Annotated in this window: 12 protein-coding genes; 7 read left to right on the top strand and 5 right to left on the bottom strand. The window is 44.7% G+C overall.

Annotated elements, in window-relative coordinates; all coding sequences use genetic code 11:
* Nucleotides 1–55: 55 nt before the first annotated feature.
* The 3 genes from P2W83_RS05095 to P2W83_RS05085 all read right to left on the bottom strand — a co-directional run bounded on the left by P2W83_RS05095 (nt 56) and on the right by P2W83_RS05085 (nt 4,262).
* The gene (locus tag P2W83_RS05095) at nt 56–1,585 is read right to left on the bottom strand and encodes an FAD-dependent oxidoreductase (RefSeq protein ID WP_276132617.1); all 1,530 of its coding nucleotides are present in this window, start codon (nt 1,583–1,585) and stop codon (nt 56–58) included.
* Nucleotides 1,586–1,716: 131 nt separating this feature from the next.
* Nucleotides 1,717–2,808: a 4-hydroxythreonine-4-phosphate dehydrogenase PdxA gene (gene pdxA / locus P2W83_RS05090; protein WP_276132616.1), complete on the bottom strand. Its 1,092-nt coding sequence runs from the start codon at nt 2,806–2,808 to the stop codon at nt 1,717–1,719.
* Between the two features lie 17 nt (nt 2,809–2,825).
* A complete protein-coding gene (locus P2W83_RS05085; RefSeq protein ID WP_276132615.1) occupies nt 2,826–4,262 on the bottom strand; it encodes a leucyl aminopeptidase family protein in 1,437 nt (478 codons plus the stop codon).
* Between the two features lie 109 nt (nt 4,263–4,371).
* Here P2W83_RS05085 and rsmA point away from each other — a divergent pair, with 109 nt between their 5' ends.
* The 7 genes from rsmA to P2W83_RS05050 all read left to right on the top strand — a co-directional run bounded on the left by rsmA (nt 4,372) and on the right by P2W83_RS05050 (nt 16,085).
* Nucleotides 4,372–5,136, top strand: a complete 765-nt coding sequence (gene rsmA / locus P2W83_RS05080; protein WP_276132614.1) for a 16S rRNA (adenine(1518)-N(6)/adenine(1519)-N(6))-dimethyltransferase RsmA — start codon at nt 4,372–4,374, stop codon at nt 5,134–5,136.
* Nucleotides 5,133–6,074 (top strand): NAD(P)-dependent oxidoreductase, encoded by a 942-nt coding sequence (locus tag P2W83_RS05075; protein ID WP_276132613.1) that lies wholly within the window; start codon nt 5,133–5,135, stop codon nt 6,072–6,074. Before rsmA ends, P2W83_RS05075 begins: the two co-directional genes overlap by 4 nt.
* Nucleotides 6,075–6,206: 132 nt before the next feature.
* Nucleotides 6,207–10,004, top strand: coding sequence for a TonB-dependent receptor (locus tag P2W83_RS05070; protein WP_276132612.1), 3,798 nt, complete (start codon nt 6,207–6,209; stop codon nt 10,002–10,004).
* A 29-nt stretch (nt 10,005–10,033) separates the two neighbouring features.
* A complete protein-coding gene (locus P2W83_RS05065; RefSeq protein WP_276132611.1) occupies nt 10,034–13,981 on the top strand; it encodes a hypothetical protein in 3,948 nt (1,315 codons plus the stop codon).
* Between the two features lie 63 nt (nt 13,982–14,044).
* On the top strand, nt 14,045–15,124 hold the full coding sequence (locus P2W83_RS05060) for a PorV/PorQ family protein (protein ID WP_276132610.1): 1,080 nt from the start codon (nt 14,045–14,047) through the stop codon (nt 15,122–15,124).
* Nucleotides 15,125–15,219: 95 nt separating this feature from the next.
* On the top strand, nt 15,220–15,693 hold the full coding sequence (greA, locus tag P2W83_RS05055; RefSeq protein WP_276132609.1) for a transcription elongation factor GreA: 474 nt from the start codon (nt 15,220–15,222) through the stop codon (nt 15,691–15,693).
* Nucleotides 15,693–16,085 carry an HIT family protein gene (locus tag P2W83_RS05050; protein WP_276132608.1) on the top strand — a complete coding sequence of 131 codons (393 nt, stop codon included), beginning with the start codon at nt 15,693–15,695 and terminating at the stop codon, nt 16,083–16,085. Before greA ends, P2W83_RS05050 begins: the two co-directional genes overlap by 1 nt.
* Nucleotides 16,086–16,122: 37 nt before the next feature.
* Here P2W83_RS05050 and P2W83_RS05045 read toward each other — a convergent pair whose 3' ends face one another.
* Together P2W83_RS05045 and P2W83_RS05040 are read right to left on the bottom strand one after the other, a co-directional pair.
* Nucleotides 16,123–16,419 carry a putative quinol monooxygenase gene (locus P2W83_RS05045; RefSeq protein ID WP_276132607.1) on the bottom strand — a complete coding sequence of 99 codons (297 nt, stop codon included), beginning with the start codon at nt 16,417–16,419 and terminating at the stop codon, nt 16,123–16,125.
* A complete protein-coding gene (locus tag P2W83_RS05040; protein ID WP_276132606.1) occupies nt 16,416–17,207 on the bottom strand; it encodes an SAM hydrolase/SAM-dependent halogenase family protein in 792 nt (263 codons plus the stop codon). Before P2W83_RS05040 ends, P2W83_RS05045 begins: the two co-directional genes overlap by 4 nt.
* Nucleotides 17,208–17,298: the final 91 nt, after the last annotated feature.

Below are 17,298 nucleotides of genomic sequence, written 5' to 3'. Positions count from 1 at the left end.
AGCAGTTTGCAGTATTGGTTTGTATGAGTTGGGAAATTGAAATGTTTAGCCTTAGTTAATCACCTTCTATATCTTCCCATTTTACTTGTGTCAGCCCTTTGCGAGCTGGGCCTGTGAGCAGTGCGCCATTGTAAGCGAACCGTGAGCCATGACAGGGGCAGTCCCAGCTTTTTTCGGCACTGTTCCAATCCACTATGCATTTTGCATGTGGGCATACAGGATCAAGGGCATGTATGCGGCCGTTTTCGTCTTTGTAGAGGGCTACTTTGTGGTCTTCCCAATCTGCAAGCGTTGCTTCGCCGGGGGCAAGCTCGGCGAGGGCGCTCACCTTTTCATAGTCAAAGCGCATACCGATGAACTTGCTGATGACATCAGCATTTTCCTTTACAAAATCTGCAAAGCCGGCAACTATCTTTATACGGCTAGGATCAAACAGTTCGGCATACTTGCTTTCATGACCAGTGATCATTTCGCAGATCATTTTGCCTGCCAGCGAACCAAATGTTATCCCATTGCCACAATAGCCGGTGCCTACGTAAATATTCTCTGCTCCTGGTAATTCGCCTATGTAAGGTAACCCATCAGCTGAGTTGAAGTATTGCGATGACCATTTATAGTCAATGCTATCTATATCGAAGTGTCCACGCAGGTAAGCCTCCAGTTCGCGAAATACTTGTTCTGTGTTTGCTTCATGCCCGGTTTTATGATCAAACCCACCCGCTACAATGTATTGCCTGCCATTGATAGTTTGTGTGCGGAAGTAGTTGTAAGGGTCACTCATGTCATATATCAAACCCGCGGGATAGTCGCCGCTCTTTAAAGTAAATGCACAAGCATAACTCCTGTAAGGTGCACACCTGAAGTGCAACAGGTTGATACCCGGTGGGATGTGTGTGGCGTATATTATTTTATGCGCCTTGATCTCTCCCAGCGAAGAGTCGACGGTAAAGTGTTGCCCGTTTTCCACATTGCCAACAATACAATGTTGTATCAGTACTCCTCCTTCAGTTTCATAGGCTTTAGCTAAACCATGCAGATATTTCGTAGCGTGTATCTGCGCTTGCATATCGAACCTGCAGGCATTTTTAAAGGCCATAGGTACCGGTATGTGTTCTGAACAGCTCGCTACTACACCTGCTCGGGTACTTGCTTCCCTGATCTCATCGAGGCGGTCCGATTGTTCGGCTGTATCTGCGTAGATGTAAGCAGGTAAATAGCTGAAATCGCAATCAATACCATAACGGGTAACTAGTCCCTCAACCAGGTCGATGGCCTCCCGGCTGGCGCTGGCCACCATTTTGGCGTCTTCAGCGCCAAAGTCTTTTTCAATCGAATCATAAGAAGTGTCGAGGATGGTGTTTAAGTGCGCAGTAGTACCGCCGGTTGTCCCAAATCCAATATTATATGCCTCGGCCAGAATGCATTTTTTTCCTTCCGATTGCAACAGCACACCCGCAGTAAGGCCGGTAATACCACCACCCACGATCAATACGTCAAATACCTCATCCTTATTCCAGTTATTAACAGATTGATAGTCAGGAATATTTTCCTGCCAGATGCTTTTCAGCGCGCCGTCTCTTTTCATAATGGCTTTTGTTTATTGGGAGCTTTATATTGAACAATAAAAAGTTTGCCATTATGTACGCTGCCGTGCATCAATCTTAAAATAAAAACACCCGCCATGCAGGCAGGTGTTTTTATTTATATAGAAGCTTTTTAATCTTCGATCTTTACAGAATCTCCTTCTTTTTCTTTTTCCATTCGGCCTCGTCTCATAGGATTAGCTGTGTAAAACGCATGTTCTTTGCGCTTGCGAAGCAGATCGATGCATTGGAATATTGCTTCGCGGAAAGAGGATGGCTCAGCGATGCCTTTTCCTGCGATATCGAATGCGGTACCATGATCGGGGGAAGTACGGATAACAGGCAGGCCTGCCGTATAGTTTACACCCTCGCCATGAGCGATAGTCTTGAACGGTATCAAGCCCTGGTCGTGATACATGGCCAGTACGGCATCAAACTGCGTGTAGCTGCTGCGTGCGAAAAATGCATCCGCACCATATGGTCCGAAAGCGAGATGACCCTGTTGTTGCAGTTGCTCAATAAATGGCTTGATAACAGTTTGCTCTTCTGTGCCTATCTGACCGTTGTCGCCGGCATGTGGGTTAAGGCCTAAAATTGCAATCCTGGGTTTGTCTATGCCAAAGTCTTTGATCAAGCTATCTTTCAGCAAGTTGAATTTAGACTGCAACAGCTCCTTGGTGATCATCTGTGCCACCTTTGCGACGGGTACGTGTTCAGTTACGAGGCCCACGCGCAGATCTCCGCTGTAAAGCAGCATTAAGACATCGCGGGCGCCGAACTTATCCTTAAGAAAAGGGGTATGCCCTGTGTATGGGAAGTCTGGCATCTGCGTGTTGCTTTTATGGATGGGCGCTGTAACGATCGCATCCAATTGGCCGTCTTTAAGACATTGAGTTGCCACTTGTAACGAGCGAATGGCGTATTTACCACCTGCTTCCGTCAATGAGCCGGGTTGCAGCGGTACTTCCTCTTCCCAGCAATTGAATATGTTTACCTGCTTTGGGTTGAGTTTAGTCAGATCCTTGGTGCTGGTAAAATTGAACGGCATTTCGGTGCCTGCCATTTTACGATAGAAGTTGATCACCTTATTAGATGCAAATACCACCGGAGTGCACAGGTCCATAATACGATTGTCCGACAGTGCTTTGATGATCAGTTCTGGTCCTATCCCGTTCAGATCGCCGGTAGTTATCCCAATTACCGGCTTTTCAGTGTGTTGTTGCATGAGTAAACCAAAAGTAGTTAAGCTTTTCCATAGTTAACCAGAAAATCAAGCAGCATACGCATGCCGTAAGCTGTTCCGCCTGTAGGGATATAGCCTTTTTTGGTCATAGAAAACGACACTCCGGCGATGTCGAAGTGCATCCACGGGTAATTGGTGAAATGCTCCAGGAATTTGCCGGCTGTAATAGCGCCACCCGAAGGGCCGCCTACATTTTTAAGGTCAGCAGCATCTGATTTTATCAGGTCGCCATATTCATCCCATAACGGGTATTCTACAAGGCGTTCATACTGGCGGAAGCCACTGTCGCGAAACGCCTGTTTTACATTGTCAGGCGCAGTACCCATGCAGACAATACCATGCTCGCCCACTGCTACAGATGCAGCACCTGTTAGTGTGGCAAAATCCACTACCAATTCAGGGTCGTAGCGCTTGGCCCAATGCAACGCATCGCCCAAAAGCAAACGGCCTTCTGCGTCGGTATTCAATACTTCCACGGTAGTTCCACTGTACATTTTGATAATATCACCGGGCACGTAAGCGTTCTCGCCAGGACGGTTGTCGGTAGCTGGTACTAAGGCAATAACGTGCAGCGGCATCTGCATTTTCGCAATGGCGTACATAGCGCCGCTTACCAGCGCAGCACCGCTCATATCGCTTTTCATACGGTCCATTGAGGCCGGTGTTGGCTTCAATGAAAGGCCGCCGGTGTCGTATACAACACCCTTACCAACCAGGACGATCGGTTTTTTGTTGATAGCTTTTTTAGGTGTGTACTCCATTACGGTGAACGTTGGAGGGTCGATACTGCCACGGTTTACCGCCAGAATACCCCCCATCTTTTCGCGCTCCATTTGAGCTTTCTGCAAAACGGTTACTTTAAAGCCGGCTTCCTTGCCCAGCGCAGTTATCTCCTTGGACAGTTGCACTGCGGTGAGATAGTTTAGTGGCTCGTTTACTAATGTACGGGCGCGGTAGATAGCATCAGTGATGATATTGAGTTCCTGGGTTTCTTTTACTGTTATCGACTGATTGGTAAAATTTACTGTTGTCAGCGTGTTTGCCAGTTTTTTTGCCTCGTTGCGGTATTTTAAAAACTGGTAGTTGGAAAGCGCCATACCCTGAGCCATTAAATAGGCCGCTTTTGCATTTTTCGACAGATTGGTGATCACTATTTCGGCCAGCTTCTGACGGTTCATTAAGGCCTGGAGTTCCGCACCGCCTTTCCTTAGCATCTCTGCGGTTTGCCAATCCGTTTTCTTGTTCCTGATGAAATAAATAAAGATATGCCTGCTATACTGGTTGATCGAGATATATGACTGATCGTTGTTGAACGCAGTGGTGCTGAACTTTAATTCATTTGTATCCAGATCGCTTATCTGTTTCAACGTCGCGGCGTCATCCACGATGAACAAATGGTTTTTTTTGCCTGCTTTGGCCAAGATTTTAAATTCCATGCTATCAAATTACGTTGCAAATTTATACGCACCAACAATAGGTTGGTGAGTTAGCATAACTTTGTACTGCCAGGTTTTTATAACCGGCTGAACTTTAATCGAAATTCTTTTGGGACAACCATATACGCTTAAGAAGAGTCTCGGGCAGCATTTTCTGCATGACGAGAACATGTGTAAAAAGATAGTTTCATCCCTGGCTGTAAAGGAGGGAATGCAGTTATTGGAGATAGGTCCCGGGGGTGGGGCGATAACCAAATACCTTATCGAACTGAAAGGGGTTGACTACAAGGCAATCGAGATCGATAACGAAAAAGTGGTGTATCTCCAGAAAACTTACCCATACCTGCAGGGCCGGATCATCGAAAAGGATATTCTTAAAGCAGATGTGCCGTTCGAGGGTAAATTCAGCATCATCGGCAATTTTCCCTACAACATTTCTTCGCCCATTTTATTTAAGGTGCTTGAATGGGAACCGCAGGTTGAAGAAGTGATAGGTATGTTCCAGAAGGAGGTTGCCCAACGTGTAGCTTCAGGACCTGGATCAAAGTTGTATGGTATTCTGAGTGTGTTAATGCAGGCATTTTTTGAAGTGGAATACCTTTTTGACGTCCACGAAAACTGTTTTACCCCTCCACCTAAGGTGAAGAGTGGGGTAATAAGGCTTAAGAATATCGCCAACCCATATGAAATAACAGACCAGCGGAAGTTTATCACCTTGGTTAAGACCGCCTTTAACCAAAGGCGGAAAACTCTTAGGAACGCGCTAAAAAGTATATTGCCGCCCGATGCGCTTAAAGATCCCATTATGTACAAACGGGCCGAGCAGTTGTCTGTCGGCGATTTTGTGGCCCTCTATAAGCTGTACTACTCATGACCAACCAAGGCAAAGTCCTTATAGCCGCCCCAGTCCATGAAGTTTTAGTAAAAGGTCTGGAGAATGCCGGATATAGATGCATTATTGAAGAAAAGATAAACCAGGAAAAAGCTTTCCCATTGATAGTTGACTGTGTTGGGGTTATTACTTCGACACGCCTGCAGCTTGATAAGCAACTGTTGGATGCTGCGCCTTTGTTGAAATGGATTGGAAGAATGGGGTCAGGTATGGAGGTGATAGACCTTGCCTATGCCGTTAAAAAAGGTGTGGCCTGTTACAGCAGCCCCGAAGGTAATTGCAATGCCGTTGCGGAACATGCACTTGGAATGCTGATAAGCCTAAAAAGGCATATCGTTACAAGTAATGAGGAGGTGCAAAATGGGCAATGGCTTCGTGAGGAAAATCGGGGGGTAGAACTTGAGGGGAAGACAATTGGCATTATTGGTTTTGGTCATACGGGTCGTGCTTTTGCCCGAAAGCTACAGAATTTTGACATGAATATTTTTGCATATGACAAGTATGATGCAAACAATTTTCCTTCATATGTTACAAATTGTGACACGCTCGAACCGATCTACAAACAAGCTGATATTATAAGTTTTCACGTGCCATTGCAGGCAGATACCCGGCATTATTTCAATGCGGAGTTTGCCGGAAAAATGCTACACCCTTTTGTGCTTCTCAATACATCCCGGGGATCGGTAGTTGACTCAAAATCTTTGCTGGACGGGCTTCTTAGCCAAAAAATAACCGGCGTCTGCCTGGACGTTTTTGAGCAGGAACCACCCCGTAATATGTCACCAGAAGTAGCGCAAATTTTTGAACAGATAATAAAAATGCCGCAGGTGATAGTGACGCCGCACATAGCCGGCTATAGCTTCGAAGCACTTTTCAAGATGAGCAAAGTGCTGCTGGATAAAATTGTCATCGCCCCGTAAGTTATATAGGCTGGTCAGATAATATAAGGAAAACAAACAATAATCTGACAAAAAATATGTTGCGCGGTGCTACTTTTAACAGAAGTTTTTATCTTTACCGTTCATTTGGTTAATAATTATTTAATGCAGGATATGACACGTAAACTACGTTATTTGTTCGCGCTATTGTTTGTAAGTGTTGCTGGTACAGCATTTGCACAAAGTGGCGCTATCACGGGAACCGTCGTGGATGAGACAAAAGCTCCCATGATCGGTGCTATTGTGCAAGTCTTGGAGGGGGATCTAGTTAAAGGTGGTGGTTCTACAGATGAAGAGGGCCAGTACCTTGTTAAGCCACTTGCTCCTGGTCGTTACACGGTAAAGGTTACTTATCAGTCTTACAAAACCAGCCTTACTTCGAATGTTATCGTAGGTGCGGACAAAAACACGCTGGTGAACGTGGCTATGGAACTGGATGCCAACAAGCTGAATGAGGTTGTTGTAGTTCAGTACAAAATTCCTCTGATCGATCCGTTTGGCGATGGTCGTCAATCAAAATCATCAGAAGAAATTGAAAAAATGGCTACCCGTAGCACAGAAGGTATCGCTTCAACTGTAGGTGGCGTTTATCAACGCACAGATGGTCTGAGCATCGGCGGTGCGCGTACAGACGGTACACTCGTAATTATCGATGGTGTGCAGGTGCGCGGTCGTTCGGGTATCAACCTTCCTCAAGGTAGCATCGACCAGATGGACGTGATCACTTCAGGTCTGTCTGCAAAATATGGCGATGCGATCGGTGGTGTGATCAATATCACAACAAAAGGTATATCAAACAAATTACGTGGTGGCGTGCTTTTGGAACGCGGTGTTGACGGTTATGGACACAACCTGGGTAACTTTACCCTGTCTGGCCCACTGTACAGCAAAAAAATTGAAGGTGGTAAGAAAAACGTTGCCGGTTTCTTTATTGGTGCTGATGTAGTATATGATAAAGATCCGCGCCCTGTTTATGGCGGTACGTATAAAGTTAACGATGCGAAGCTGGCAGAACTGCAGGCAACTCCGCTGAGGGTGGTACCTAGCCAGACTGGTTCTTCAGCATTAGCTTATTCTACGGAATTTGTTCGCAAAGAAGATCTGGAACTTCAGAAAGCCCGCGACAATGCAAATCGTCTGAGGGGTGTACTGAATGGCAAACTCGATTTCCAGCTTGCTGACAACCTGAACCTGACTGCAGGTGGTAACTATAGCTACAGCCGTGCAAAAGCGTATGCTGATGAAATGGGCTACTATTCATGGTCTTTATTTGCAGCAGATGCAATTCCTATTGATAAAAACACTACAGCACGTGGTTATCTGCGTTTAACTCAGCGCTTTGGTAAAGCAAATGCCTCTATCGATACAGCGGAGAAAAAACCTTTAATCTCAAACGCTTACTATACACTACAAGCAGATTACCAGACAACCAATAACAGCCGTGAGCACGAAGATCATAAGCGTGATCTGTTCAAGTATGGCTATGTTGGTAAATTCAATACTGAATATACATCTGTTTACAGACCAGGTCAAGTGGACGATACCACTGGTCTGACCGGTGTTATATTTGACGGTTCGAGGAGCGCAACGCGTACTACTTTCGAACGTTCTGAACTTAACCCAATACTGGCTAACTATACATCTACTTATTATAACCTGAGTCAAACGCCTAGGGATATTCAGGAAATATATGCTGAACGTGGCCTGCCAAATGGTACGCTGCCAGCAGGTACTTACAACCTATGGCAGAATGTGGGTGCCTCATTACAGGGTTATTCATTTTCTCAGCAGGACCAGTTTAGTGTTCAGGTAGATGCATCGTTCGATCTTCAGCCTGGCAAAACAAGGCACGCTATCGAATTCGGTTTGTATTATCAACAACGTATTGAACGTTCTTACTCAACCGGCGGTGCCAGCCAAAGTGGTGGTCTCTGGCAATACATGCGTCAGCTGACAAACACACATATCCGCCTGGATAAAGAAAATCCAGTGCTGATCGTTGGCGGCAAACGTTATACTAAAGACGACTATAGGAATGGTCTGGTGAGCTTCTCTCCATTCGATACTATATTCTATAATTACATCTCAGTTGATACTGCGCAATCTGTATTTGATCGCAATTTGAGGACCAGGCTGGGTCTGGATCCTAAAGGAACCGATTTTGTCAACATAGATGCAGTTGACCCAAGCAGTCTGTCTCTTGATCTGTTCTCTGCTGACGAACTGTTCAACCAGGGTAACAACTTTGTATCTTACTATGGTTACGACTATACCGGTAAAAAACAAAAAGGTCAGGTAAACTTTAATGACTTCTTTACAAAGAAAGATGCTAATGGTAACCTGACACGTGATGTGGCTCCTTACAGGCCTAACTACCTGGCTGGTTATATCCTTGACAGGTTCCAGTACAAGGACATGTTGTTCAACGTTGGTGTTCGTGTAGATCGTTTCGATAACAACACTAAGGTGCTGAAAGACCCATATTCTCTGTATGAGGTACGTAAATTGGGTGATGTACGTGATATCGCAAGGAATGACGCAGCAGGTGGTCACCCATCAAACATTGGTGATGATTACGTAGTATATGTAAACAGCAACGAAAGCACTAACCCTACAGTTGTAGGTTATAGGAATGGCGATAACTGGTACGATCCATTTGGTCGCCAGATCGATGATCCGAATACTTTGAAGACATATACTGGTGGTCGCGATCCTCAGCCTTTCCTGGTTAACAAAACCACAAGGATCACTGACTCTACATTTGATCCCAACAGTTCATTCACCGATTACAAGCCTCAGGTGAATGTAATGCCACGTGTTAAATTCTCGTTCCCTATATCTGATGTTGCATTGTTCTATGCACACTACGACGTTGTTGTACAAAGGCCAAGGTTTGCAGCTTATGCTCGTCCTGACCAATACTATTTCATGCAGAATAGCGGTAACCTGATCATGCCAAACTCTGACCTGAAACCAGAGAAGCTGTTTGACTATGAGGTTGGTTTCCAACAATCAGTTACAAAACAGTCTTCTATCTCACTGAGCGCATTTTACAAAGAGCGTAAAGACATGATCCAACTGCGCCCTTACCTGTTTGCATTCCCTCAGACATATTATACATATGGTAACCGCGACTTCTCAACTACGAAAGGTCTGCGTGCAGTATATGATCTGCGTCGTGTAGGTAACCTGCGCATGAACCTGTCGTATACCCTGCAGTTTGCCGAAGGTAGTGGTTCAGGTACTTCAAGCGGTAACGGTGCCGGTGGTAGCAGCTTTGTAGGTCAGAATGGTCTGCTGCAGAACCTTATCTCTGCACAGCTGCCTAACCTGCGTTTTGCTACAGCTCTTGACTATGATTCACGTCACCAGATCATTGCAAACATCGACTACCGTTTCTTCGATAATATGGGTCCAGTAGTTGGTAACAGGCACATTCTGCAGAATGCTGGCGCAAACCTGATCTTCAGCACAAGGAGTGGTGAGCCGTATACAAAGTATGCACGCACAACTGCGCTTGATCGTACCATCCTGGGTTCTATCAACGGCTCTCGCCTGCCATGGCACTACATGCTGGATCTGCGTGTAGACAAAGATTTCAAACTTGATTTTGGTAAAAAGACTGCTGAAGGGATAGCGAAGAAAGAGCCGCTGATCGTAAATGCATATGTTATGATCATGAACGTTCTGAATACCCGTGATGTGTTGAGTGTTAATGGTTATACAGGCCGCACTGATGACGATGGCTTCCTGGCTGATCCAAGTGGTATCGCACTGACTAAGAACCAGATTGATCCGCAATCGTACATCGATCTGTATAGCATAAGCACAGGTTTGAGTGGTACCCAGAACAGCATCAACAACATTAACCTGCCACGCCGCGTTAACGTTGGTCTTCAATTCAATTTCTAAAAATCGTTTGTTTTATAACTTCAATAGTTATGTTTAAGAATAAAAGTAAACTAGTTTTCGCCCTGTCGCTTGCCGCATTTTCCGGCATTGCAACGGTATCGCTTGCAAAGCCTAATATAGGCGCAGGTAGTAACAGTGGCAATGGCCAAAAGCTTGGCCAATTGAAAACTACCGCCAGTTGTAGGCCCGCGACCGCCGCTATTGACCTTGATATCAATAACGTGCGCGCAAGGCTGATGACCGGTGGCGACATGTGGTGGGATAATGGTACATCTGAAGCTCGTTATGAAGTTCCTAAAGGCTCAAGGAAAAACTCTTTGTTTGCCGGTTCTGTTTGGATTGGTGGTTATGATGCTCAGGGCCAGCTGAAAGTAGCTGCCCAGACTTATCGTCAAAGTGGTAACGACTATTGGCCTGGCCCTTTGGACGATGCTGCTAACATCGACGCTGCTACATGTAATGAGTGGGATCGTTTCTGGAAAATTAATAAAGAAGATATTAACCGTTTCAGGGAGTTAAAAAATCAAGCTGATGCGCTGAATGAACCTGCTTACGAGGCTATCAAACAATGGCCTGCAACAGGTAACATCAATGCTGTTGGTAAAAACCTTAACCCGCTGAACATTGGCGACGACAAAAGTTACGCGCCTTTCGTGGATGTTGATGGTGACAAAAAATACCGTCCTGACCTGGGTGATTACCCAAATATCCAGGGTGACCAGTACATCTGGTGGGTATTCAATGATAAGGGTAACGTTAAAGGTGAATCAAATACTGAAGGAATTGGCCTTGAGGTGCAAGCTAATGCTTTCGCATACTCTACCAAAGACTTCATCAACGATGCCACCTTCTATAACTATAAGCTTATCAACCGTGGTAATCTTACACTGGATAGCACTTATATAGCTACCTGGACCGATGCCGATCTTGGTTATCACCTGGATGACTTCATTGGTTGCGACGTAAGCAGGGGCCTTGGTATACTGTATAATGCTGCCAGCACCGATGGTACAGGTGCCGCTAACCATTACGGCGAGCAAGTGCCAATGGTGGGCGTAGACTTCTTTAAAGGTCCTAAGAAATTTGTAGGTAAAGATAAAAATGGACTTGACAGTTTTGTTGAGTTGAAAATGGAAGCGTTTACTTACTATAACAACGATAATAGCGTCATCGGTAACCCTAGAAATGGTACGCATATTTATTACTACATGACTGGTTCGATCACCAATGGTCAGCATTTCAGCAACGACTTTGTTGGTCCGAACGTTCCGTCAAAAGGGTATGGTACCTCCAACCTTACCAATTTTGTATTTCCTGGTGATCCTAGCGATAAAACTGCATGGTCTGAGTGTAACTGTAGCAACGCTCCTGGTGATCGTCGATTTGTGCACTCTTCAGGTCCTTTCACACTGGAACCCGGTGTTGTAAACGACATCACAATCGGTGCTATATGGGTATCGGATGTGGGCGGTTGTCCTAACGTTTCGTTCAGGAAGATCAGGGCTGCAGATGACCTGGCTCAATCACTGTATAACAACAATTTCCAAAGGGTAGAAGGGCCGGAAGCTCCACGCATGGTTGCTCGTGAAATGGATAAAAAGATCGTATTCTATTTGGTTAACGATCCGATCAGCAACAACTATGGTGAGAAATTCGGTTATGACACTGCTAAAAAATTCCGTGCAAACGCTACGACTTCAAAGTCAGTTAAGGTAGCTGACTCACTGTACAAGTTTGAGGGTTACAGGGTATTCCAGCTAAGGGATGAGCGCGTGCAAGCTGCACAAATATTCGATGAAGATGGTGAACTGAATACGGAGCTGGCTGCTGAGGTATTCCAGACGGATATGGCTAATGGAGTATCACGTATCATTAATTACAAAAAGCGTACAGATCTTAGCGATTCTACTTGGGAACCTCACGTTATGGTCACTGGTAAAGACAGCGGTGTTCGTCATAGCTTCGTTATAACACAAGATCAGTTTGCGAAGGGTAATGACAAACGTCTGGTAAATTATCGCAACTATTATTTCGTTGCTATAGCATATGCTCACAACGAATTTGCACCATTTAATATTAACGACATTGACTCATCTCAGGAAGCACCATATATAGAAAGTTCTAAAGGTGCAGGTGGTAGCGTAATACCTGTTGTGGTAGCTATGCCTAACCCTGCTAACGGCGATATGGGTACTGTGTTGAATGCGGATTACGGCGATGGTGTTAAGATCACCCGCATTGAAGGTTCTGGTAACGGTGGCAATTTGATGGAAATGACTGAAGAGTCTGAAAATGCTGCTCTGCAAACTCCGTTTGTTGTTGCTAATCCTGTTTATAAGCAAGGTAATAGTCCCGTTAATGTTAAAGTGATTGACCCGGTTAGGATCAAAGCTCACGATTGGGAACTGTTTATTGAAGGTGGTTTACAAGCTGGCGATCGTGGATTAAGGTTTGACAGCCGCTGGAGATTAGTCAACCTAACAAATGGCGCTACGATCTACGGTGAGCAAGATCTTAATAATTACAACGAGCAAATACTGGAAGATTACGGTTTATCAGTTGCTGTTCAGCAAGTTGTTAGGCCTGGTGACGATGAAATTAATGGCAACGGTTATATTACTTCAAGCATCACATTTATGGATCCAGCTAAACCTTGGTTAGCTGGTACTCAGGATGCTGAAGGCCGCGATCGTAAAAACTGGATTCGTAGTGGTGGTGCTAAGGATACATTTAGTCTGTGTGACTACAATGATCGTAAGTTTGATACCGTGGGCCAGTTCTACGAAAGTATGATGAGCAACAGCACGTTAACCCGTGGTACTTGGGCTCCCTATGTATTGGGTGCAACCGGAGAGCATCTTACAACTGGTGAGGTTACTACTAACTGCGGTTTCGGTGTTACTAAACAAGGTACATTCTCTCAAGGCCTGTTTAACCTGCAAAGCGTTGATGTTGTTTTCACTTCCGATAAGACCAAATGGACTCGTTGTGTTGTAATTGAGCAGCAAGAAGACAAGTCTCTGGCAGAAGGTAAAGCTGAGAAATTCAGTGTTAGGCGTCATCGCAGCTGGACGGGTGAGTTGGATGCTAGCGGTAGGCCGCTTTATTCAGCTGATGCATCGGATACCGGTATGTCATACTTCCCGGGCTATGCTGTTAACCAGGAAACAGGAGAACGTCTGAACATCGTTTTCGGTGAAGACTCATGGTTGAAGAACTATAACGGTAATGATATGATCTGGAACCCAGTTTCAGAGAGTGTAGTAACTGAAGAAGCTACAGGTGTAAGCACTTATATTTTTGGCGGCAAGCACTACATATACGTGTTGAATTCACGTTATGACGAAGGAAAGCAGTTTAAAGAGCAAGCTCACAATGCGGCTTCACGTAATAACGCATATCGTCGCGCTATTTGGGTTGGTAACCCGCTGCTGGCGGCAGGACAAAATTACCTGCCTTTGTCGGAAGGTTTCATTCCTACAGAGACCAGGGTAAAGATCCGCGTTGAACGTCCGTACGCTAACTTTAAACCTGAAGGTGTAACTCTGCGCGATCGTCCTGATCCAACTCAACAAGGTAACCCGATCTATGCATTCAGTACTAAAGATCTGGCTCCTAAGAGTATCAACGACAATCCTGATCTTGACAAACAAGCTCTGCTGGATAGGATAAATGTAGTTCCTAATCCATACTACGGATATGCTGGTTATGAAAAGAACAGGCTTGATACACGTGTACGTATAATAAACCTGCCCAAAAAATCCACGGTGAATATTTACTCTCTGGAAGGTGCTTTGATACGCAGGCTGGAAAAGGATAATGCCAATGCTGCATATATCGATTGGGATCTCAGGAACTCAAAAGGTCTGCCGATAGCTAGTGGTATGTATCTGATCCATGTTCAGGCAGAGGGTATTGGTGAAACAGTGTTGAAATGGTTTGGCGCAATGCGTCCTGTGGATGTAACAAGCTACTAATATTGAAAAAATGGGCCGGCTATGGCCGGCCCACTAAATAAAACATTTATCATACGTATAATTATGAGAAAATTACTTACAGGATCTGCAATAGCGATGTGTGTGGTAGGAGCTTCATTACAAGCGTTTGCTGGAAACAAGGATCGTGTTGGCCAGGCCGGAGCAACTGAGTTGCTTATCAACCCCTGGGGTCAGAGTACTGGTGTATTCGGGTTGAATACTGCCCAGGTGAAAGGTATAGAAGGTTTTAAAACAAATATCGCAGGTCTGGCTTTTGTTGAAAAAACTGAGGTAGGTCTGGCGTACAGCCGTTACCTGAGCGGAAGCGGCGTAGGTATAAATAATCTGGGACTTGGTCAGAAGCTTGGTGATTTTGGTGTTATTGGCGTTAACGTGATGTCTGTTAGCTTCGGTGATATCATGATCACAGATTATGATAATCCTGAAGGCCAGATCGGTACATACACTCCTCAGTTCTTTAATATCTCACTGGGTTTTGCTAAATCATTCTCTGAGAAAATACACGCAGGTATAGCCGGAACTTTCGTTTCTGAGCAAATATCGAACGTGAGGGCTAGCGGTGCAGCATTTGAAGCAGGTATCCAGTATGTTACCGGCAAGCGGGATAATTTCCATTTCGGTATCACGCTGCGTAACTTGGGTACGAACATGAAATTCACGGGTAGTGGTTTCGCCATCGAGAGCCAGGCTCCTGAAAGCGAGATCTATACACTGAACCGTGAAACTCCGTCTGAGAAGTTCGCGATGCCTACGTACCTTAACTTTGGTGCGGCATACGATTTCTATCTTGATGAGAACCATTTGCAGAACGAAGACGATCAGCCTAAGCACAGGCTTACGGCAATGGTTAACTTTACGTCAAACTCTTTCAACAACGATTATATCGGTGGTGGCGTAGAATATGCTTTCCGCGAGATATTTATGCTGCGTGGTGGCTATCGTTATGAAAGGGATATTACCAGCAGGTCTACTGGTACGTTCTACAGCGGATATGCTGCTGGTGCAACGGTACAGCACAGGCTGGGTGAAAAAGGCCCTAAAGTTGGCTTGGACTACTCATTCAGACCTACGCATACACCTGCAAACGGTGTGCATACCTTTTCTTTGAGGTTTATGCGCTAATAGTAAGGAAATTTATTATTTTTGATAGTACAACGCTTCTGTGTCTTCAGGAGCGTTGTATTTTTTTCGTATAGTAAAATCAAAAGCGAACTAATATGTCGGGAGTTAACTACGTAACGAAAGAAACATTAGATCAATTGAAAGAGGAGCTCAACCAACTGAAAACAGTTGGCAGAGCGGAGATTGCAAGGCAAATAGCAGAAGCCCGGGAAAAGGGGGACTTAAAAGAGAACGCGGAATATGATGCTGCTAAAGAAGCTCAGGGATACCACGAGGCAAAGATCGCTCAGTTAGAGTCGGCTATAGTAACTGCTCGGGTAATTGAAGCTAAAGACGTAGATACTAGCAAGGTGTCTATACTAAGCAAGGTTAAAGTGACTAATCTGGGTAATAAGAAAATCTTCGAATACCAGATCGTTTCTGAGCAGGAGGCTGACTTAAAAGCAGGAAAGATATCGGTTACCTCTCCGATAGGTAAAGGTCTCTTAGGGAAAAAGGTTGGTGATGTAGCCGAGGTAACGGCTCCTGGTGGAGTTTTGAAATTCAAAATCGAAAATATTTCGATCTGATGGCGAGTATTTTCACTAAGATCATCAAAGGAGAAATTCCTTCCTATAAGATTGCTGAGAATGAGCATTTTTTCGCCTTTCTCGATATTTTCCCGATAAGAGAAGGACATGTGCTGGTGGTGCCTAAGCAAGAAACCGACAAATTTTTTGATGTTAGTGATGAGTTGCTGAGTGAATGGCTGATTTTCGCTAAACCAATAGCAAAAGCTATAGAGACCGCTTTTGATTGTGATAGGTGCGGCATCTCTGTGATCGGTCTTGACGTGCCACATGCCCATATGCACTTGGTTCCTGTAAGCTCATCCAACGATCTAAATTTCACAAAGTCCAAGCTCAAGTTAACAGAGCAACAATTCGAGACCGTTCGGCAAAAAATATTACAGCATTTATAAAAAAGGAAGAGGGTTGATTTTATCAACCCTCTTCCTTTTAATCCAGTATAATTTTCTGGTTTACACTCCAGGCTTTTGCTTTTTCTCCAAATAATGCCTTGGTCCTCGCCCAGGTGTCTTTGAATAGTTCTGAAAAGCGATAGTGATCTAGATGTTGTTCGCTTTCCCAGATGCTATACGTGAAGAACACATTGTTTGCATGCGCATCCTGCCATAGTTCCAGGTGTTTACAACCTTCGAAATTCCGAATCATCATTTTACGTTCTTCGAAAAGCCCGAGGAATGAAGGAATATTTTCGGGTTGAAAGGTCATTTGCACTATCCGTACTATCATTCGAATACGATTTTGATTGTATTATACATAACATGTTGCTCCCTGCTAAGCTTTAGACCAAGGAGACTTGCGGCATTGCCCCTGTTTATCGCAATTTCAAGGAAGCCGGCAGCGTTAAACCGGCACAGTTTTTCCCCTTCTCGCACTGCATTGTACCTGTCGTCTATTTGCGAGATCTCGTCATCGCGCATGAATTGGATGCGGAAAGGTCTGTTTCTCCCGATTTTTGTGAATTGCTCCCGGGTAAGGTTTAAAACAACATTTTCAAACCTGTCAATGTGTATCACATGACATTCGACAGTATTGCCATCTATTTTGGGTAATATCGGTTGTGGTGCATTGTTTAATTCATATTCCGGCAGTCCTAATTCTATTGGTGTTTTAGTTTCAAGAGCCTGCACCATTTCTCCCGCAGTTGTCACCCAGTCTTTAAAGTTCTTTGTGGTATCTAGCTCGAAACATTTCCACACAGTTCCCAGCTCCCGGCCAAATGTGAGTGGCAGTATTCCATTGTCTGGCGCCAGGAAAAAGTGATTGTCTTTTTCTAGTAATACTAATGTGGGTGTCGTTTCGTAAAATGTATCGAAAAACACCAGGTGGCATGTCCTTTCAGGGAAATAGCTGTAGCTAGATCCTAACAAATAGGCCGCTTGTTGAAGATAGAAGGGTTCAAGGAGATGGGAAATATCGATAATTCGAATCTCAGGTATGCGAGCCAGAATAGCTTTAATGGACGCAACTGATGCATCCTGGAGGCCGAAATCTGAAAGAAGACTCACAATTGCCATAAAAAACAAAAATAGAGGCAGACTTGCGTAATGCAAAGCATGAACAAGCATAATTATCAACTCAATGAAAATATTTATTGCCCCCGCACGT

The organism is Polluticoccus soli, assembly GCF_029269745.1.
In the GTDB taxonomy this organism is placed as follows: Bacteria; Bacteroidota; Bacteroidia; order Chitinophagales; family Chitinophagaceae; genus Polluticoccus; species Polluticoccus soli.
Note: the sequence above shows the minus strand (reverse complement) of the source record. Positions and strands in the feature narration are given on the sequence as shown.